This window comes from Pseudarthrobacter sp. NPDC058196 (assembly GCF_042882685.1).
Classification (GTDB): domain Bacteria; phylum Actinomycetota; class Actinomycetes; order Actinomycetales; family Micrococcaceae; genus Arthrobacter.
Genome location: NZ_JBHVVN010000008.1, coordinates 172958 through 192671 on the forward strand (window position 1 = coordinate 172958; position 19714 = coordinate 192671).

Annotated in this window: 18 protein-coding genes; 5 read left to right on the forward strand and 13 right to left on the reverse strand. The window is 66.9% G+C overall.

Annotation, left to right across the window (positions count from 1 at the left end):
• Positions 1 to 204: 204 nt before the first annotated feature.
• Positions 205 to 843 carry a VOC family protein gene (locus ACFVVC_RS13405; RefSeq protein ID WP_026265047.1) on the forward strand — a complete coding sequence of 213 codons (639 nt, stop codon included), beginning with the start codon at positions 205 to 207 and terminating at the stop codon, positions 841 to 843.
• Between the two features lie 217 nt (positions 844 to 1060).
• On the forward strand, positions 1061 to 2689 hold the full coding sequence (locus ACFVVC_RS13410) for a DUF222 domain-containing protein (protein WP_387453905.1): 1629 nt from the start codon (positions 1061 to 1063) through the stop codon (positions 2687 to 2689).
• A gap of 43 nt (positions 2690 to 2732) precedes the next feature.
• Here ACFVVC_RS13410 and ACFVVC_RS13415 read toward each other — a convergent pair whose 3' ends face one another.
• The 6 genes from ACFVVC_RS13415 to tdh form a co-directional block, all read right to left on the reverse strand.
• Positions 2733 to 3512, reverse strand: coding sequence for a CPBP family intramembrane glutamic endopeptidase (locus ACFVVC_RS13415; protein ID WP_387453908.1), 780 nt, complete (start codon positions 3510 to 3512; stop codon positions 2733 to 2735).
• A gap of 134 nt (positions 3513 to 3646) precedes the next feature.
• Positions 3647 to 4435 carry a DeoR/GlpR family DNA-binding transcription regulator gene (locus tag ACFVVC_RS13420; protein WP_387453911.1) on the reverse strand — a complete coding sequence of 263 codons (789 nt, stop codon included), beginning with the start codon at positions 4433 to 4435 and terminating at the stop codon, positions 3647 to 3649.
• Between the two features lie 98 nt (positions 4436 to 4533).
• On the reverse strand, positions 4534 to 5745 hold the full coding sequence (hutI, locus tag ACFVVC_RS13425; RefSeq protein WP_387453913.1) for an imidazolonepropionase: 1212 nt from the start codon (positions 5743 to 5745) through the stop codon (positions 4534 to 4536).
• An 11-nt stretch (positions 5746 to 5756) separates the two neighbouring features.
• On the reverse strand, positions 5757 to 6872 hold the full coding sequence (locus ACFVVC_RS13430; RefSeq protein ID WP_387453915.1) for an NAD(P)/FAD-dependent oxidoreductase: 1116 nt from the start codon (positions 6870 to 6872) through the stop codon (positions 5757 to 5759).
• 41 nt (positions 6873 to 6913) lie between these two features.
• Entirely contained in the window at positions 6914 to 8110 is a 1197-nt protein-coding gene (locus ACFVVC_RS13435; RefSeq protein ID WP_387453918.1) for a glycine C-acetyltransferase, read from the reverse strand.
• Between the two features lie 9 nt (positions 8111 to 8119).
• On the reverse strand, positions 8120 to 9166 hold the full coding sequence (tdh, locus tag ACFVVC_RS13440) for an L-threonine 3-dehydrogenase (RefSeq protein WP_387453921.1): 1047 nt from the start codon (positions 9164 to 9166) through the stop codon (positions 8120 to 8122).
• Between the two features lie 132 nt (positions 9167 to 9298).
• Here tdh and ACFVVC_RS13445 point away from each other — a divergent pair, with 132 nt between their 5' ends.
• Positions 9299 to 10210, forward strand: a complete 912-nt coding sequence (locus tag ACFVVC_RS13445) for a LysR family transcriptional regulator (RefSeq protein ID WP_387453924.1) — start codon at positions 9299 to 9301, stop codon at positions 10208 to 10210.
• 44 nt (positions 10211 to 10254) lie between these two features.
• Here ACFVVC_RS13445 and ACFVVC_RS13450 read toward each other — a convergent pair whose 3' ends face one another.
• The 5 genes from ACFVVC_RS13450 to ACFVVC_RS13470 all read right to left on the reverse strand — a co-directional run bounded on the left by ACFVVC_RS13450 (position 10255) and on the right by ACFVVC_RS13470 (position 16109).
• Positions 10255 to 10857 carry a hypothetical protein gene (locus tag ACFVVC_RS13450; protein ID WP_387453927.1) on the reverse strand — a complete coding sequence of 201 codons (603 nt, stop codon included), beginning with the start codon at positions 10855 to 10857 and terminating at the stop codon, positions 10255 to 10257.
• A gap of 225 nt (positions 10858 to 11082) precedes the next feature.
• Positions 11083 to 12591 (reverse strand): Asp-tRNA(Asn)/Glu-tRNA(Gln) amidotransferase subunit GatB, encoded by a 1509-nt coding sequence (gatB, locus tag ACFVVC_RS13455; protein ID WP_387453930.1) that lies wholly within the window; start codon positions 12589 to 12591, stop codon positions 11083 to 11085.
• Positions 12591 to 14162: an Asp-tRNA(Asn)/Glu-tRNA(Gln) amidotransferase subunit GatA gene (gatA, locus tag ACFVVC_RS13460; protein ID WP_387453933.1), complete on the reverse strand. Its 1572-nt coding sequence runs from the start codon at positions 14160 to 14162 to the stop codon at positions 12591 to 12593. The genes gatB and gatA overlap by 1 nt, the downstream gene beginning before the upstream one ends.
• 2 nt (positions 14163 to 14164) lie before the next feature.
• Complete coding sequence (gene gatC / locus ACFVVC_RS13465; protein ID WP_018763018.1) at positions 14165 to 14461, reverse strand: Asp-tRNA(Asn)/Glu-tRNA(Gln) amidotransferase subunit GatC; 297 nt, start codon at positions 14459 to 14461, stop codon at positions 14165 to 14167.
• A gap of 145 nt (positions 14462 to 14606) precedes the next feature.
• Entirely contained in the window at positions 14607 to 16109 is a 1503-nt protein-coding gene (locus ACFVVC_RS13470; RefSeq protein WP_387453937.1) for an SLC13 family permease, read from the reverse strand.
• 212 nt (positions 16110 to 16321) lie between these two features.
• Here ACFVVC_RS13470 and ACFVVC_RS13475 point away from each other — a divergent pair, with 212 nt between their 5' ends.
• Both ACFVVC_RS13475 and ACFVVC_RS13480 read left to right on the forward strand, forming a co-directional pair.
• Complete coding sequence (locus ACFVVC_RS13475; RefSeq protein WP_387453940.1) at positions 16322 to 18091, forward strand: ATP-binding protein; 1770 nt, start codon at positions 16322 to 16324, stop codon at positions 18089 to 18091.
• Entirely contained in the window at positions 18084 to 18746 is a 663-nt protein-coding gene (locus tag ACFVVC_RS13480) for a response regulator (RefSeq protein WP_387453943.1), read from the forward strand. Before ACFVVC_RS13475 ends, ACFVVC_RS13480 begins: the two co-directional genes overlap by 8 nt.
• Positions 18747 to 18750: 4 nt before the next feature.
• Here the strand turns inward: ACFVVC_RS13480 and ACFVVC_RS13485 are convergent, their stop codons facing one another.
• Both ACFVVC_RS13485 and ACFVVC_RS13490 read right to left on the reverse strand, forming a co-directional pair.
• Positions 18751 to 19131, reverse strand: coding sequence for a RidA family protein (locus tag ACFVVC_RS13485; RefSeq protein WP_387453946.1), 381 nt, complete (start codon positions 19129 to 19131; stop codon positions 18751 to 18753).
• Positions 19132 to 19178: 47 nt separating this feature from the next.
• On the reverse strand, positions 19179 to 19682 hold the full coding sequence (locus ACFVVC_RS13490) for a GNAT family N-acetyltransferase (protein ID WP_387453949.1): 504 nt from the start codon (positions 19680 to 19682) through the stop codon (positions 19179 to 19181).
• Positions 19683 to 19714: the final 32 nt, after the last annotated feature.

Consider the following 19714-nt stretch of genomic DNA (forward strand, 5'->3'; position numbering starts at 1 on the left):
TCATCACCCCCGTCGCCGCCGACGGAACCATCGCCCTGACCAACAACTCCAACGGCACCGTCCACCTCATCGCCGACACCTCCGGCTACTACATCGGCGGTTAGGCCGGGCTGCCGGGCCGGACTTTGACCACGGCCGGCCGCTAAAATCCAAGTAAGGGTACCCTTAGCTGAGAGCCCGATCACAAAGTGCCAAGATGTTGCCATGCGCATGGATCACGTCTCTTACGCCTGTGAACACGATGGCCTCGCGGCCACTACCGAACGTATTTCAACTGCCCTCGGCGTTGAGGCAGTGAAGGGCGGGGTCCACCCCCGGTTCGGCACCCGGAATATGATCATTCCCCTCGCCGGGCACAAGTACCTCGAAGTTGTGGAGGTCCTGGACCACCCGGCTTCGGATAAGGCACCATTCGGACAGGCAGTGCGTGCCCGTTCCGCTGCGGGCGGCGGCTGGATGGGCTGGTGCGTTGAAGTGGACGACCTTGCCCCGTTCGAGGAACGCCTGGGCCGCGCTGCCGTGAACGGCAACCGCAAGTTCCCGGACGGCCGTGAACTCGTTTGGAAGCAGATTGGCATCCTGGGCCTTATTGCAGACCCCCAGGTCCCCTACATGCTCAAATGGGAAGGCGACCCGTCCCTGCACCCCTCCAACGCCTACGAGAGCAACCTCAAGATGAGCTGCCTGACCATTGCCGGCTCCGCGTCCCGGGTAACCGAGTGGCTGGGCGAGCCGGTCGAGAAGCCGCTTGAGGACGTTGCGGTCGAGTGGGTGGCCCCGCACGGAACTCCCGGCATTCTGTCCGTCACGTTTGAAACCGCAAACGGGGCCGTCACTATCTGATTCTCCCTCCCGCTCTCCGGCTTATCTCCGAAGAGGGGTCCTACGGGCCTGCGCCCAAACAGCTTCGGCCGCCATCGGGTGGTGACAACGGCGTCACCACCCGATGGCGGCCGAATTCATTTAAAAGTCACCGGGGAGGACCGCTGAATTTTCCGCAAGGGGCAGTGAACCACAGGCCTCATCCATAAATGTCAGACCCTCGCTGGATGATGGTTTTATGGGAATCGGTGCGGATCTGGCGGTGGTGATGGAGGGTGTTTCTGCCTCTGTTGCTGCCCTGAGCGGGCTGGTTCTCGAGGACGCTTCCCTCGCTTCCGGCGCTCATGTTGGTGCTGGCGTGGATGTGTTGCAGCGCCGGTACGGGTTGTGTTTGGAGCGGCTGGAGCTCGTGGCCCGGTTGGAGGCGCAGCTGGCGGCGGTGAAGGCGCGGGATGTGGCGGACTGCGTCGGGTTGCAGCATGCTCTGCTTCCGCCGGATGCTCCGGTTTATGAGTGCACGTTTGCGGAGATGTCCGCGGTGGAGGAGATCGCCGCGGTCCTGACCATTAGTTCGGGGGCGGCGGGGGCGTTGGTGGAGCAGTCGCGGCGGGTCTGTTCGCTGCCACTTGTGTTTGAGGCCTTGGCTGCGGGTGCGGTGTCGTGGCTGCACGCGCGGATTGTGGCGGACGAGACCGAGGGTTTGGGCCCTGCCGTGGCGGCTGGGTTGGTGGCGCATTTCTTCGACCCCGACGTGCCCAACCCGGCCCGGGGTGCCGCGCCCGGTGACCTTGTCCCGTCCAGGTTCCGGGCGAAGGTCCGGGCCTGGCGGGAACGCCACCACCCTGAGTCCTTGGAGAAACGGCATGTGAAGGGGGTGGCGGACCGGCGGATGGATTACGCTCCGGGCCGGGACGGCATGGCCTGGGTGTCGCTCTACCTGCCCGGGGACACCGCATGCGCGATCTGGAACCGCAGCACCGCCACCGCCCGCGGCCTCCAAAACCCCGACGAGCCCCGGACCCTCACCCAGCTGCGCGCCGACGTCGCCGCGTCCCTGCTCCTCGGCGCCGGGCTGCAGCCCGCCGTCAACCCCGCCGTCGCGGCTGCTGGTGCCGGTAATGACGCAGGTCCGGGATGTGCTTCCACTGACATCGGCAAGATCCCCACACCCCGGGCCGATGTCCTGGTCACGGTCCCGGTGTTCTCCCTGCTCGGCCTCACCGAGGAACCCGCGCTGCTGGACGGATTCGGGCCAGTCCCGGCGTCCATGGCCCGGAGGCTCGTCGCCGGCGGGGCGGAATCGTTCTACCGGGTCCTGGTGGACCCGCGCGACGGGGCGCCCCTGGAGATCGGCCGCACCCGCTACCGGCTCCCCGAAACCATCAAGAAATGGATCCGGCTGCGGGACGCCAAATGCACCTTCCCCGGCTGCACCAACCACACCCCCGACAACGACACCGACCACCTCACCGCCTGGCACCACGGCGGCACCACCGACGCCCAGAACCTGGCCCAACTGTGCCCGAGGCACCACCGGCTCAAACACCGCAGCGCCTGGACCCCCGACCCAGCCACCAAATATGAACCACCCGGCTGGACCTCACCCACCGGCCGACACTACAAACCCGAACAACCCGACCCCCAACCAACCCACTGGCCACCAGGAACCCTGCCGCTTGCCGAAGTTCCGGCGTGGCCGGATCTGGAAATGGATGATCCGGAAACACAGGAGCCTGACGGGGACAACCTGCTGGATCCGGACGACCTTTGCGCTACTGACTCCCTCTGGGACGACTTCCACGCGGAACCGTTCGTGTTGCCACCGGACCCGCAAGCAGAGTGGCCGTTGCTGTTGTCGCTGATGTGACAGCACATGTACTGGTTGAGCCGCCGAGGCTAATGCCCCACTCCTAGCCCAGCCCCACAGCCTTGCCAAAGAGGCTGAAGCCGACGAACGCCACGATGTCCAGCAGCGCATGGGCAATGACCAATGGCATGACCCGTCGCGTTCGGGTATACAGCCAGGCGAAAACCACCCCCATAATGGCGTTGCCAATAAATGGCCCGAAGCCCTGGTAGAGGTGATAGCTGCCGCGGAGCAAAGAACTGACGGCGATGGCGAGAGGTGTGCTCCAACCGAACTTGCCGAAGCGGTCCAAGAGGTAGCCCACCACAATAACTTCTTCAAGGACCGCGTGCCTTATCGCGGACAGGATCAGGACCGGCACCGTCCACCAGTAGGCGTCGAGCGCGCTGGGGATGATCGCGGTCGTGATTCCCAACGCACGGCCGGCGGCGTACAGCCCCAGCGACGGGATCCCGATCAGGGCCGCCAGCCCCAGGCCCTGGAGCAGGTCCGTTCCGGGCCGCGCGAAGTTAAACCCAAGTTTCCGGAATGCCGAACCTGATTGACCGGCGTCGCCCGGGGCAGCCTGCCGCTGGTCCGTGAGGAAGTAGAGGACCAGCAGCACGGGAACCAGCGCAAAGATGATGTCCAGCAACTGGTAGGTCAGGTCGAAGTACTCCCGCGTACTCTGCGACCGGTTCAGCGTGGAGGTACCCTCCGCCAGCGGCGCACGGGTCATTTTGTCCAGCAGCTGCACCACAGAGTAGACAGCCGACTGGCCGAGGGACAGGCCCAGGACGATCCAGACTTCGAGCCGCAGGCGACGGCGGGAGGGAACCAGCATGTTCCCATCTTGCCCTCAGTTTCTGGATCCGGGCTGATGGAGCGGCCGTGTGGACCACAAGCCTGGGCGACGCCAAGGATCCAGGCAGGACATCAGAAGCCGGGCGAGCCGCGCGCACACCAGATGGGGGGGTGTCAGGCGGGAGCGATAATCACTTCCGTGCCCCGGGCTTCGAAGGCCGCCTTGTCGCGCGCGGAGATGCCGGAATCGGTGATGAGCCGGGTGAAGTCGTAGCCGTCCATGGTGGCGAAGGCCCGGACACCCACTTTCGAGGAGTCGGCCAGGACGTAGGAGACCCGGGCCCGGCTGGCGAGCAGCGCGTTGACCGAAGCCTCCCCTTCGCCGGTGTTGGTGGGTCCCACTTCGGGGTCGATGCCGTTGACGCCGATGAAGGCGATGTCGAGCACCACTTTTTGCATAATGATGTCCGTATAGGGTCCCACCAGCTCGTAGGAGCGCGGGTTGAGGATGCCCCCGGTGACCATCACCTTGATGTTGGGCCGCACTGCCAGTTGGCCGGCAATGTTGATGGCGTTGGTGACCACGGTGAGGGTTGGCTGGTTGGACGGGGCGTTCAGGTCCTCTCGCGTCGCCAGAATCTGCGCCAGGGCTGTGCTGGTAGTCCCCCCGCACAGGCCAATAACCGCTCCCGGCCGGATCAGGGCGGACGCACATTGCGCGATTTGTTCCTTGGCCTCCGCGTGGTCGTCACGGTTGTAGCGTCCGGGCAGGTCGTACGCCAATGCACCCGTGGTGGCGCCGCCGCGGGTCCGGGTAAGCAGCCGGCGCTTGGCAAGGCTGTCCAGGTCGCGGCGGGCAGTGGCCGGAGAAACATTTAGCGTGCTGACGATCTCGTCAACTTCCACTTGGCCGGTCTTGGCCAGGAGGTCAAGAATCGCCGTCAGCCGATCAGTTCGCGTCATGCAGGGGACCTTTCAGTACACCAGCCACCCCACCGGATGACGTTTTCTGATTATAACCCGGGGTAAACAATCAAGAACAATCAAATTTCCGGCGATGTTTACCTCGCCCGCACTCCGGCCCGCCACACAGCGTACGTCAGCGGCATGCCGGGGCGGTAAGCGAGGTGGGTGGCGGAGGGTGCGTTGAGCAGGTGGAGGTCGGCCCGGTGGCCGACGGCGATCGATCCCACGGCCCGTCCGCCATCGGCGTCACGCCCCGCCTCCCGGTGCAGCGCCAAGGCACCGCCGTAGGTAGCAGCGCGGACGGCCTCGTGCACGCTCAGGTGCATCTGGAGAACGGCAGTGGTCACGCAAAACGCCATGGAGCTGGTGTAGGACGTGCCCGGATTGCAGTTGGAGGCCAACGCCACCTGGACGCCCGCATCCAGGAGGGCCCGGGCAGGTGCCAGCGGCTGGCGGGTGGACAGGTCGCACGCGGGGAGGCAGGTGGCCACAGTGCCCCGCTCACCTGTGCCGGTGGCGGGGTCCCACCCGGACCATGAAGCAGCAAGGGACTTCACGTCCTGCCCGGAGAGGTAGTTCACGTGGTCCACGCTGGCGGCGCCCAGCTCGACGGCAAGTTGCACGCCCGGACCTTCGCCCAACTGGTTGCCGTGCACGCGCAGGCCCAGTCCGGCGTCGCGGCAGGCCGTCAGCACGCGGCGGGACTGTTCAGCCGTAAACGCGCCCTCTTCGCAGAACACGTCGGCCCACTGGACGTACGGGAGGACGGCGTCCAGCATCGGCCCGCAGACAAGGTCGGTGTAGGCTTCGGCATCCTGGCCGGAAGGAACCAGATGTGCACCAAGGTAAGTCACCTGGTCTGCCACTGTGGACGCGATCCGGGCGCTCCTGGCCTCATTGTCAATGTCCAGGCCGTACCCGGTCTTCGTCTCCAGGTAGGTGGTCCCCTGCGAGACGGCCTCACCCACCCGGCCCATGGCCAGGCGCGTGAGGTCAAAATCGGAGGTGGCCCTGGTGGCATCCATGGTGACGGCGATGCCCCCGGCCGCGTAGGCCTCACCGGCCATACGGGCTTCGAATTCGGCCGTGCGGTCACCGGCAAACAGCAAGTGGCTGTGGGAGTCCACCCATCCCGGCAGCATGGCCCGCCCGCCGGCATCGACCGCGTCGTCCGCGGCGGGTGCATCCGCTGCCGCGCCGATCCATGAGATCCGTTCCCCTTCAACCACCACGGCGGCGTCCTTCAGGACCCGGTGATCAAGGTCCTGCGTCATCAGCTCGGCGATATTGGTGATCAGGGTGCTCATGGAACCATTCTTCAGCGTCGAATGGACCAGCGGGTGGCAGCCAGTGCCTGCGCTGTCCGGGATGCCGGACCCGCCCTGCCCGCGTCGCCGCGATCGGCTTGCCCGGCGAGAATCTGCTCAGCCGCCAGCTCCGCCATGGCTGCGGAGGTCTGGAATCCGTAGCCGCCCTGCCCCGCGAGCCAATAGAACCCTGGCGCTTCGGCGTCGAAGCCCGCCACCGGCACCCCGTCGGCCGCTTCGGTGCGCAGGCCAGTCCAAGCCCGCCGGATTGCCGTGATCCCCAAGCTGGTGAAGGCGTTGAGCGTCTCCACCAGTCGTTCCACGTCGCCCGGCCGCGGACGCGCATCCTCGGGGCCACTCGGCACCGATTCGGAGGGGGAAATCAGCACGTCTCCGCCGTCGCGGCGGAAGTAGAACGAGTTGTCTGCCGCAGCCACCATGGGGCTGCGTTCAGGCAGGGGGCGTTCGACGGCGGCGATCGCCGCAGTGCGCCGGTACGGCTGCAGGCCGAGCTTTTCAACGCCGCTAAGCACGGCGAACTCGTCCGCCCAGGCACCGGCCGCGTTGACCAGGACGCCGGCCTCAAAACCCTCGGTTCCGGCACCGACCTGCCACCCCGAACCCAGCCGCTGGGCCGAATGGACGCGGGCGCCCGTGATGATGTCCGCCCCGGCGGCGAGCGCCCTCTTGCGGTGGTCCTCCAACAGGACCGGCGCGTTGCAGCCGAAGGAACCAGTATCCAGTCCGGCGGCGGTAAAGGTTCCCGGCAGGAGCGCCGGACACAGTTCGAGGGCACGGTCCACCGTGATCGGCTGCATGTGTCCGCTCGCCTCGGACGCCACCTCGGACTCCGAGCCGATCAGCAAGAAACTGCGCGGCGTCAGGACCGGCTCCGGCAGGTCCCTATCGCGGGCAGCAAGGAGTTCGAGGGTCCGGACGGTGAGTTCCTGCACCACGGGAGGCCCGTAACTGGGAATGAGCTGGCGGGCGGAGCGGGAGGACGTGTGGTACGCCAACTCCTGCTCCGCCTCCACCAGCGCAACGCTGCAACGCCCCGCCAGCGCGGACGCCAAGGACAGGCCGGCAATGCCGCCGCCCACGATCAGGACATCGTAATGTGCTGCCATTGGTCCATCCTCGCAGAGTTCATGCCCGGCGGCGCTGCCCTTTAGGCTGCCGCCTCGGCACGGCTGGCGACGAACGCACGGACGCACGCTTCGACGTCGTCCGCTGAATGCGCGGCGGACAACTGCACCCGGATCCGGGCGGCACCCCGCGGGACCACTGGAAAGCTGAACGCGGTGACGAAGACGCCGTGCTGCAGCATCCGGTCCGCCACCTTGGCCGCCACCACTGCGTCACCAAACATGACGGGCACGATCGCGTGCTCGCCCGGGAGCAGGTCGAAGCCTTCCTCGGTCATCCTGCGGCGGAACTGCGCGGCGTTCTCGAACAACCGGCGCCGCAGCTCCGCGGAATTCTCCACGAGGTCAAGCGCTGTGAGCGTCGCGGCCACAATGGCGGGCGCCAGCGAGTTGGAGAACAGGTACGGGCGTGCTTTTTGCCGCAGCATGGCCACGATCTCGCCGCGGCCGGAAACGTAACCACCGGACGCGCCGCCAAGGGCCTTGCCGAAGGTTCCCGTGTAGATGTCCACCCGGTCCGAAACTCCTGCATGCTCCGGTGTGCCCGCGCCGGTTGCCCCCATGAAGCCCACCGCATGGGAATCGTCCACCATCACCATGGCACCGTATTTTTCGGCGAGGTCGCAGATTGCCTCGAGCGGGGCGAGGAAACCGTCCATGGAGAACACGCCGTCGGTGACGATCAGCGTCCGCCGCGCGTCCTGGGCCTCCTGGAGGCGGGCCTCGAGCTCGGCCATGTCCTGGTTGGCGTAACGGTAGCGGCGGGCCTTGCACAGGCGGATGCCGTCGATGATGGAGGCGTGGTTGAGGGCGTCTGAAATGACAGCGTCGTCCGGGCCGAGGAGGGACTCGAAGACGCCGCCGTTGGCGTCGAAGCAGCTGGAGAACAAGATGGTGTCCTCGGTCCCGAGGAATGCCGAGACCCTGGCTTCGAGGTCAAGGTGCAGGTCCTGGGTGCCGCAGATGAACCGGACGCTGGCCATGCCGAACCCGCGCTCATCCATGGCGGCCTTGGCCGCGCTGATGATGTCCGGATGGTCGGCGAGGCCCAGGTAGTTGTTGGCACAGAAGTTCAGCACGTCGGTACCCGGAGCGCCGATCTGCCCCGCGGTGATGTGGCTGGACTGCGGGGAGCTGATGGTGCGTTCGGTCTTGTAGAGCCCCGCGGTGCGGATATCGTCCAGCTCGCCGCGGAGCTGGTCCTTGATGGAGGTGTACATGGGGGTTCCTTACAGTCGGGTCCAGTCGAGGACAACTTTTCCGCCCACGCCGCTGCGGGCAATGTCGAAGCCCTTTTCCCAGTCCGTGGCAGCCAGCGTGTCCGTGACCACGGCGGAGATTCCGGCGTGCAGCACCGGGTTGGAGGAGAGCATGGCGCTCATGGCGTACCAGGTTTCGTACATCTCGCGGCCGTAGATGCCTTTGAGCGTGAGCATGTGGGTGACCACCTTGCCCCAGTCGATGGTGATGTCCTGGCTGGGCAGGCCCAGCATGGCGATCCGGCCGCCGTGGTTCATGTTGTCGATCATCTCAGGCAGGGCGGAGGGGTGGCCGGACATTTCCATTCCGATGTCGAACCCCTCCCGCATGCCCAGCTCACGTTGGGCATCGCGGACGCGGGTGGTGGAGACATCGATGGCGAGGTCGGCGCCCAGCTTCTTGGCCAGTTCCAGCCGCGGCACGGAGACATCCGTGATGGCGATCTTGCGCGCGCCGGCGTGGCGGGCGACAGCGATGGCCATCAGGCCGATGGGACCTGCGCCGGTGATGAGCACGTCTTCGCCCACCAGGGGGAAGCTCAGCGCGGTGTGGACGGCGTTGCCGAAAGGGTCGAAGATGGCGCCGAGCTCGGGAGTGACCGAGGGGTCATGGTGGACCCAGACGTTGGTCTCCGGAATAACCACGTATTCCGCGAAGGCGCCGTCCCGCTGGACTCCCACGCTGACCGTGTGGATGCACATCTGCCGGCGCCCGGCACGGCAGTTGCGGCAGATACCGCAGACCACATGTCCTTCGCCGGAGACACGGTCTCCCACCTTGACCTCGCGGACGTCCTCGCCCACCTCCACCACCTCACCATAGAACTCGTGGCCGGCGATGAGCGGAGCCTCGATCATGCCCTGCGCCCAGGCGTCCCAGGACTGGATGTGGAGGTCGGTTCCACAGATCCCGGTGGTCATCACGCGGATCTTGACGTCGGCCGGACCCGCCGTGGGTTCCGGCCGGTCGACGAGTTCGAAACCGGCATGCGGGCCGGCCTTGTACAGGGCCTTCATTGGCGTCCTTACTTCTTGACATTCAGATCAGCGGGGTTGGTCTCCTCCTCATTGAAGCCCCGGAAAAGCATTAGCACAACAGGAATCTTCTCAATCGACGATTTAGATTTTCCTAATGGATACACTGGCGGAGTGGAAATACATCAGCTGGAAATCCTCCGCGAACTCGGGGCGCTGGGAAGCGTGAAGGCGGTGGCCGACACCCTCATGGTCACCCCGTCGGCGGTATCGCAACAACTGGCGCACCTGCAACGGACGGTGGACGTACCGTTGACGCGCAAGGAGGGCCGGAACCTGGTACTGACCGAAGCCGGCCAGGTCCTCGCCGACGCCGGCGCCGCCGTCGTCAGCGCCATGGCCGATGCCCGTGGGGCGCTTGGCACCTACCACGGTTCACCCGCCGGCCGGGTCACCATCAGTGGGTTCCACAGCGCGGGGCAGGCCCTCTTTGGCCCGCTGGCACGAATACTGGACCAGCCCGGACATCCGCGGATCGAGCTCTCCGACGAGGATGTTGCCCAGCAGGACTTCCCGGCCCTCACCGCCCGGTACGACCTCGTACTGGCGCACCGCATGGACCACAGCCCCCGCTGGCCCACCGAGCGCGTCGCCGTGATCCCGCTGGCCCACGAGCCGCTGGACGTGGCACTCCCTGCCGGGCACCCCCTGGCCCGGCAGGACACCGTCACGGTGCACGACGTCGGCGCCGAAGCCTGGGTGACCAGCCACCCCGGCTACTCCCCCGCCGACGTGCTCTCCGCCGTCGCGGCCGTCTCCAGCCGGGAACCGAACATCGTCCACCGCATCAACGACTACTCCACGGTGGCTGCCCTGGTGGCCGCGGGCGGCGTGGTGGGGCTGCTGCCCAGGTACACCGCCGGGCCGGTCCTGAATCCGGACATTGTCCTGCGCCCGCTCGAAGGCATCAGCACGCGCCGGCGGATCGACCTGCTGGCCAGGCCGGAAAACCTCAAGCGGCGGGCCGTAGTGCTGGTCTGTGAGGCCCTGGAGGACATCATGGCCGGGCTGGTGAAGCAGGGGTAGGCAGCCGCCATCGGCCCGAGGCAGGTTTGGCCGGACCGGCGCAGCTACGCCCCCTCGCCATCCTGCTGGTTGCCCGCACCCATCTTGTGGCCCATGCCATGACCACGCCCCAAGCCCGGCCCGTCACCGGCACCGTCGACGATCCGCTTGGCGGTGGCTTTGTCCCCGTCCTTTACGCCGGCCACGCGCACGGTGTCGCCGGTGGCGATGTCCGCCGTCGTTCCGTCTGCCGGCTTGCGGCCCACACCATCGTCAGCCGCGGGAAGTTTGGTGATCTTGGTGTCCGAGTTGACGGTGTAGGACTGGATGAAGCCGTCCTCGCTCTTGACGGTGATGGCGGAGTCGCTGACGGACTCCAATGTTCCGCGCTGTTCAAGGACGGTTTGGAAGGTTCCATCGGGCTGCTTGACCACTGCCTCACCGTGCAGCGGCTGGGCACGCTGGGACTTCTGCTGCCCGGGTGCCTTCTGTTGGCCGGGCGCTTTTTGCTGCCCCGGTGCCTTCTGCTTGCCCGGTGCGGCCTGGGAGGGGGTGGGCGCCGCCTGTGAGGGGGACGGCGTTGGCGTCCCGGTGGCCGACCAGGCGAGGGCCGCCCCGGTTCCGGAAAGGGCCAAGGCCACCGCCCCGGCCAGCATTGCCTTGCGCATTTTTAATGGGTCCCGGACCATGCTTGTTCCTTCCGCAGCACTGCCAGGGCATCTCCCACCCGTGCCCTGTGGGCTCCAGTGTAATTCCGCCCCGCCCGCGCAGCCACGGGTACTTTGCGGCCGGTGGCACCTGAGTACTTAAAGCCCAACTGGGTCGCAGTTAATGTCGTTATGGGCGCTCAAAACGACATCTATTGCGACCCAGTTGGGTTAAATCAGGGAGACTTAGCCCTCGACGCCGAGGCGCTCCAGGATCAGTTCCTTGACGCGGCCGGCGTCGGCCTGGCCGCGGGTGGCCTTCATGACCCCGCCCACGATCGCGCCGACGGCCTGGACCTTGCCGGCGCGGATCTTGTCCGCGACGTCGGGCTGTGCGGCCAGTGCGGCGTCGATGGCTTCCAGGAGGGGTCCGTCGTCGGACACAACGGCGAGGCCGCGCTTTTCGACGATCTCTTCCGGGGTGCCTTCGCCGGCGAGCACGCCGTCCAGCACCTGGGAGGCCATCTTGTTGTTGATCTTGCCGGCCTCCACCATGCGGCTCAGCTCCACCACGGTGCCGGCCTCGACGCCCAGCTGGCCGGGGTCGACATCGGCTGCCTTGGCGCGGCCGACGATCTCGCCCATCCACCACTTGCGGGCAACGGAGGCGGAAGCCCCGGCGGCGATGGTCTCCTCGATCTCGTCCATGACGCCGGCGTTGACGACGTCGCGGAATTCCAGGTCCGAGTAGCCCCAGTCGGCCTTGAGCCGCTTCCGGCGTTCAGCCGGCGGCTCGGGCAGCGTGGCACGGAGTTCCTCAACCCATTCCCGCGAAGCAACCACAGGAACCAGGTCCGGTTCCGGGAAGTAGCGGTAGTCGTCGGCGTCGGACTTGGGCCGGCCCGAGGTGGTGGTTCGGGTGTCCTCGTGCCAGTGGCGGGTTTCCTGGACCACCGGGATTCCTGCGTCCAGGACGGCGGCGTGGCGCTGGATCTCGTAGCGCACGGCGTGTTCCACGGCGCGCAGCGAGTTCACGTTCTTGGTTTCGGAGCGGATGCCGAAGCGTTCGCGGCCGTGCGGGCGGAGCGAGACGTTGGCGTCGCAACGGACGTTGCCGCGTTCCATCTTTGCATCTGAGACACCGAGGTTCTTGACGATCTCGCGGATGGCGGCCACGTAAGCCTTGGCGAGCTCGGGGGCGCGGGAGCCAGCACCCTCGATGGGCTTGGTGACAATTTCCACCAGCGGCACGCCTGCACGGTTGTAGTCCACCAGGGAGAAGTCGGCGCCCTGGATGCGGCCGGTGGCGCCGCCCATGTGCGTCAGCTTTCCGGCGTCCTCTTCCATGTGCGCGCGCTCGATCTCCACGCGGAACACCGTGCCGTCTTCGAGTTCGATATCCAGGTAGCCGTCGTACGCGATGGGCTCGTCATACTGCGAGGTCTGGAAGTTCTTGGGCGTATCCGGGTAGAAGTAGTTCTTCCGGGCGAACCGGCAGGATTCGGCGATCGTGCAGTTCAGTGCCAGGCCGATCTTAATGGAGGACTCGATGGCCGTCCGGTTCACAACGGGCAGGACGCCGGGCATACCCAGGTCCACCTCGTTGACGTTGGTGTTCGGCTCGTCACCGAAGGCGTTGGGCGCGGAGGAGAACATCTTGGTCTTGGTGTTGAGCTCCACGTGGACCTCGAACCCCAGGACGGGATCGTATTTGTCCATGGCCTCTTCGAAGCTCAGGATTTCGTCGGTGCTCATTATTTTGCCTCCTGGGTTTCGAGGGATTCAGCGCCCAGCGCGGGAGCCTGGGCCAGCAGCGGGCCGCCCCACTTGGCTTCCAGCAGGGATTCCAGGACAGCACCCACCCGGTAGAGGCGGGCGTCCTCGCGGGCGGGGGCCAGCAGCTGGATGCCCACGGGCAGGCCGTCCTCGTCTGCCAGGCCGCCGGGCAGGGACAGTCCCGGAACGCCGGCGAGGTTCGCCGGGATGGTGGCGACGTCGTTGAGGTACATGGCCAGGGGGTCGTCCAGTTTTTCGCCGAGCGGGAAGGCCGTGGTGGGGGCGGTGGGCGAGATCAGGACGTCGGCCTGCTCGAACGCAGCCTCGAAATCCCGCTGGACCAGCGTGCGAACCTTCTGGGCGGAGCCGTAGTAGGCGTCGTAGTAGCCGGCGGAAAGGGCGTACGTGCCCAGGATGATGCGGCGCTTGACCTCGTCGCCGAAGCCGGCGGCGCGGGTGGCGCCCATGACGCGTTCAATGGTCATGGGACCGTCCTCCGGGAGGACCCGCAGGCCGTACCGGACGCCGTCGAACTTGGCCAGGTTGGAGGAGGCCTCGGACGGCATGATCAGGTAGTAGGCCCCCAAGGCGTACTGGAAGTTGGGGCAGGAGACCTCCACGATCTCGGCGCCGGCATCCTTCAGCAGCTCCAGGGCATCGTTGAAACGGTTCTCGACGCCGGCCTGGTAGCCCTCGCCGTGCAGTTCCTTGATGATGCCGATCCGCAGGCCCTCGACGTTGCCGGTCTTCGCCGCGGCAACGAGGTCAGCCAGCGGTTCCGGCAGGGAGGTGGAGTCGCGGGGGTCATGGCCGCCGATGACCTGGTGCAGCAGGGCGGAGTCCAGGACGGTGCGGGTCACGGGGCCGATCTGGTCCAGGGAGGACGCCATGGCGATGGCACCGTAGCGGGAGACACTGCCGTAGGTGGGCTTGACGCCGACCGTGCCGGTGACGGCGCCGGGCTGGCGGATGGATCCGCCGGTGTCCGTGCCGAGCGCCAGCGGGGCCTCGAAGGCGGCAACGGCCGCAGCCGAACCGCCGCCGGAGCCGCCCGGGATCCGGTCCAGGTCCCAAGGGTTGCGTGTGGGTCCATAGGCGGAGTGCTCGGTGGAGGAGCCCATGGCGAACTCGTCCAGGTTGGTCTTGCCAAGGATCGGCATCTTGGCCGCGCGCAGGCGCTCGACGACGGTGGCGTCGTACGGGCTGTGCCAGCCTTCTAGGATCTTGGAACCGGCAGTGGTGGGTTGGCCGATGGTGACGATGAGGTCCTTGACGGCGATGGGGACGCCGGCCAGGACGTGCAGGGCTTCTGCCTCAGCGCCGCCTGCGGCGCGGATGGCGTCCACCTCGGCGGCGACGGCCAGCGCTTCCTCCGCGTTAACGTGCAGGAACGCGTGGACCTGTCCGTCCACGGCGGCGATGCGGTCAAGGTAAGCCTGGGTGGCCTGGACGGCGGTGACCTCGCCGGCAGCCAGCTTCTCAGCGAGCTGCGCGGCGGAAAGGCGGATCAGGGTTTCGGCGCTGACGCCGGTGGAGTTCTGTTCAGTCATGGTTATGCCTCATCCAGGATGGCCGGGACCTTGAAACGGTTGTCATCGGAATCCGGGGCGCCGGAGAGTGCCTGTTCAGCCGTGAAGGTGTGTCCCACGACGTCGTCGCGGAAGACGTTGGTCAGCGGGATGGGGTGGGAGGTCGCCGGGACGTCATCCCCTGCGGCCTCGCTGACGGACTTGACCGAATCGACGATGACGGCAAGTTCGCCGGCCATCCTGTCCAGCTCTTCGGCACTCATCTCGATGTGAGCGAGCCGCGCGAGATGCGCGACGTCGTCACGGTTGATCGCAGCCATGGATCTCCCCTGCAAAGTTCGAATTGTTTTCCGATCCAGTCTAGTGGGGAAACGCCGATGCCCGTCTGACATCCCCCAGCGGGCGTCAGACGGGCACCTTCGTGCCGGGCCCTGCCTCGGGGACAGGAGCACAGGCAGCTACAGACTAACCGATTCCGATGGCTCCGGTCAGCATCCCGACACCAAGCATGACCACGGAGATGACGGCGGTGCGCCAGAGGACTTTCTTGTGGTGGTCGCCCAGGTCCACCTTGGCCAGCGAAACCAGCAGCAGGATCGCCGGAACCAGCGGGCTCTGCAGGTGGAACGGCTGGCCGGTGATGGAGGCCCGGGCCATGTCAGCCGCGCCCACTCCGTAGTGCGCGGCCGTCTCGCTGAGGACGGGCAGGACACCGAAGTAGAAGGCGTCGTTGCTCATGAAGAACGTCATGGGGATGCTCAGCACACCGGTGATGACGGCCATGAACGGGCCCATGGAGGACGGGATGATCTGGACCAGCCAGGCGGACATCGCTTCGACCATGCCGGTGCCCTTGAGGACGCCGGTGAGTACGGCGGCGGCCATGACCATGCTGACCACGGCCACGATGGACGGTGCGTGCGCAATCAGCTGGGCGCCCTGGTCCTTGACCTTGGGGAAGTTGACCAGCAGGGCGATCGCGGCGCCCACCATGAACACGAACGGCAGCGGGATGACGTTTGCCACGAGGACCACCATGACGGCAACGGTCAGGGCCAGGTTGAACCAGAACAGCTTGGGACGCAGGGTGCTGCGGTTCGGATCCAAGGCGGTGTCGGTCAATCCGGCGCCGCTGTCTTCAAGCAGGGTGTCGGTGCGCTCCAGCACGCCCACGGAGGATCCCGCCGTGGAGCCACCGACGGCGGGGGCTGCCCCGCCAGGGTTGCCGCCCTTGCGTCCGGCGCCGGACGCCGTGCCGCCGGTGCGGGAACCGCCGGCGGTGGTTCCGCCGTCGAACCCTTCCTCGGTGAAGGGCTCTGCCGAAGACGGTGTTCCCCAGATTTCCGGAGCGGTGGCACGGAGGCGGTTGCGCTCCTGCAGTCCCAGGAGCCAAGCGAAGGCGAACACCACGACCAGGCCGGCCACCAGGGACGGGATCATGGGGACGAAGACGTCGTTGACGTCAATCTTCAGGGCGGTGGCGGCGCGGGCGGTGGGGCCGCCCCACGGCAGGATGTTCATGGTGCCGTTGGCGAGGCCGGCCACGCAGGTGAGGACGACGGGGCTCATCTTCAGGCGCAGGTAGACCGGCAGCATGGCGGCGGTGGTGAGGATGAAGGTGGTGGACCCGTCGCCGTCCAGCGACACGGCGGCCGCGAGGATGGCGGTGCCCAGGACCACCTTGGCGGGGTCGTTGCCAAGCTTGCGGAGGATGAACTTCACCAGCGGGTCAAAGAGCCCGACGTCGATCATCAGGCCGAAGTAGATGATGGCGAACATCAGCAGGGCCGCGGTGGAGGTCATGGACTTCATGGAGTCCATGACCATGTCGCCGATGCCCAGGCCGGCGCCGGCAAAGAGGCCAAAAACGGTGGGGACAATGATCAACGCCAGCACTGGCGTCAACTTCTTCGTCATGATCAGCACCATGAAAACCGCGATCATGGCGAATCCAAGTATTACCAGCACAGCCGGCTCCTTCTTGTGAACAGCGGCACAGCGGTGTGACGCGTGCTACAGACTGTAGGGTGGCGTCCGTCACGGCGATGCCTTTGGCTCAATTGATTGGCATACTGCTTATTGGGAGCATTTTGCTCATTGTGCTCACGCTGTTTCGGCGCCCGGCGACAGCCGATACGGTTGAGCCATACCCGTCACGCCACGCCCGTCAAGGAGGATGAATGCAGCGTCCCGCGCCCCGGCAGCCGCTGCGCTTTTCCACCCAGACACTCTTGCTGCAGGTGGCCGTCGTCCTCCTGGTGGTCCTCCTGAGCGCCACGGTGCATGCCTGGCTGACGTACGACCGGGTGGGAAGCGATGCGGAGAACCAGGCGCTGACGCTGGCCCGGACCGTCGCATCCGATCCGGAGGTCAGGGCAGACGTGCTGGCCATCAGCGAACAGCCCGGCACTCCCCCGCCGGCCGAGCTCCTTGCCGGCCCGCTGCAGGCCTCCGCAGAGGCCGCCCGGACCAGGACCGGGGCGCTGTTCGTGGTGGTCACCGACGAAACCGGTATCCGGCTGGCCCACCCGGATCCGCTGCGGCTCGGCGAAAAGGTGAGCACGGACCCGTCCGAGGCGTTGTCCGGGCAGGAAATCACCACCCGGAACACAGGAACACTGGGCCCTTCCGCCGGAGCGAAAGTCCCGGTCTACGCGCCCGGAACCGCCACAGTGGTGGGTGAGGTGAGCGTGGGCTACTCCATGGCAACGGTGGCCCAAAGCGTGGGCCGCGACATCGGCCCGGTGGCCCTGACCGCCGCCGGCGCCCTGCTGGCCGGGGTGCTGGGATCTTTCCTGCTGCGCCGCCGCCTCCAGCGGCTCACGCTGGGCCTGGAACCGGAAGAGATCAGCACGCTGGTCCACGACCAGGTGGCGGTGCTGCAGGGCGTGGACGACGGCGTCATCGGCGTCAGTGCCGACGGCCGGGTCAGCGTGTTCAACGCAGCAGCGCAGCGGCTGCTCGGATTGCCCGACCTGTCCGGGACGCGCTGGGAGGACGCCCCCGTTCCTGCGCAGCTGAAGTCCCTCACCGGCCCCGTCCCCGTGGCCGCCGCTCCCCGGTTGGCTTCCGCCGGGCCGGAGGGTAATGCCACAGGGCCGGATGCCCTGGAATTGGTGGCGGGCGGCCGGGTCCTGGTGGTAAATGCCCGCAAAGCGCTGCACCGGCGCGAGGACCTTGGCTGGGTGATCATGCTCCGGGACCGTACCGAGCTGCAGGAGCTCACGCGGCAGCTGGACGCCGTGGGCACCATGTCCACGGCGCTGCGCGCCCAGCGGCACGAGTTCGCCAACCAGTTGCATACCTTGGCCGGTTTCCTGGGCATCGGGCAGCACCAGGAGGCGCGTGACTACCTGGCCGGGCTGGCCGCCACCGGTCCGCTGAAGTTCCCGGTAGACCAGGCCGAACTGCTCCAGGACCCCTACCTGCAGGCGTTTGTGGGGGCCAAGGGCGTGGAAGCGGACGAGCGCGGCGTCGCCCTCCGCATCGGGCCCGAAACCCTGGTCCGCGGCCAGGTCACAGACGCCCAGGATGTGACCACGGTGCTGGGAAACCTGATCGACAACGCCGTCAATGCCGCCGTGGCAGGGTCCTCGACCGACCGCTGGGTTGAGCTGGAGGTGCTGGATGAGCCCGGCGACGACGGCGGGACGCTGCACATCGTGGTGGCAGATTCAGGTGACGGGCTGGCGGAGGGAACCGATCGCGAAGGCGTGTTCGCCGAAGGTTTTACCACCGCCGCCGGCCCGGTCCGTGCCGGTGGCGGGCAGGGCTTCGGCCTGGCCTTGGCCCGGCAGCTGGCACGCCGCCGGGGCGGCGACGTCAAAGTGTTGGACCGTGGCACCGCCGGCGGCCCGGGCGCCGTGTTCATGGCGGTCCTCCCGCATACGACGGCGGGAAAACCTGCCGCGAAGACCTCCGGGGCAGCCGGAAAGGACAACAATGGCTGATGATTTTCGGGTCCTGATCGTGGACGACGACTTCCATGTGGCCAAGCTGCACGCAGCCTACGTGGACTCGGTGGCCGGGTTCCTGGCCCTGGCCCCCGTTGGCACGGCCTCGCTCGCGCTGCAGGCCATCCACAGCCTGCGCCCGGATGTGGTGCTGCTGGATGTCTACCTGCCCGATGCGTCCGGCCTGGACCTGCTGCAGCAGCTCGATGTGGACACGATCATCCTCAGCGCCGCCTCCGATGCCGCCTCCGTCCGGGTGGCGTTCCGTCGAGGCGCTTTGGGGTATTTGCTCAAGCCCTTCACCGCTGAGTCGCTGTCCCAGCAGCTTCGCTCCTATGCCAGGTACCGGCGCCTCCTGGGCCAGGCCGGAGCCCTGGACCAGGAGGCGGTGGAGCGCGCAAAACGGTCGCTGATCCCGGGGGACGTCACGTCGTCGTCGAAACCCCGCTCGGCAACCGAAGCCGCGGTGCTGGATTCACTGGCTCCGGGCGAACAGTATTCCGCCGCCGAGGTGGCCGCCCGGGTGGGCGTCTCCCGCGCCACGGCACAGCGCTACCTGTCGTCGCTGGCCGACGACGGCGCGGTGGACATCCAGCTGCGCTACGGCACCACGGGCAGGCCGGAACACCGCTACGGCCTGCCAGGGCGGTAGGAAATTACGCGCTCTTCTGGGCGACCAGTTCGATCTCGACGAGCATGTTAGGGTCCAGGAACGGCAGCACATGCACCAGGGACAGGGTGGGGCGGATCTCGCCGAAGACTTCGCCATGTGCCCGGCCGGCCTCTTCCCATTTGCTGATGTCCGTCAGGTACAGCTTGGACTGCACCACGTCCTCGTAAGCGAAGCCGGCGTCGGCCAGGACCTTGCCGAGTTTCTGCAGGATGTACTGGGTCTGCGTGTAGAAGTCGTCTCCCACGATGCCGTCTTCGCCGCTGGCAGCGGTGGCGGAGATGTAAAGGGTGTTGTCCACCTGGACGGCGCGGGAATAGCCGAGCGTCTGCTCCCAGACGGAGCCGGAGCCGAAGGTTTTACGCATGGGTGGGCCTTTCAAAGCTGGAATGGGTCGCCACCACTGTAGGGCCGCTACAGGTCGCGCCGGTAAACCAGCAGCTTTGTGTCGGTTCCGGGAACGAACCAGTCCCGTTCGGGCACCCGGTGGAAGCCGGTCCTGCGGTACAGGCCGTGCGCGCTTTCCCAGTCTTTCCCCGTGGTCAGCGCCACCGCGCCGATGCCCGGCAGCGTCCGGGCGTAGCCGATGATGGCTTCCACCATGGCGCGGCCGGCACCGCTGCGCTGGACGGCAGGGTCCACCACCAGCATCCGGAATTCCAGTTCGTCCGGCAGGGCAATGTCCGCGTAGGGTTCGCCGGCGAGTGCAAGGGTGACCGAGCCGATGACGGTCCCCTCCCGTTCGGCAACCCAGATGGTGGCTTGTTCGGCACGCGCCGCAACGTCCATGACTTTGACCATGTACGGGTGGGCGGCGTCGTCGAAATACCCTGCGGCGAGGTAGGAGTCGCCAGTGATGCGGGCGACGGCGCCGAAGTCGGCTTCGACGGCGGGACGGATGGTTAGCTGCGGCTGCACCCATCAATGGTAGTGGCGGTGGGGGTCCCTGC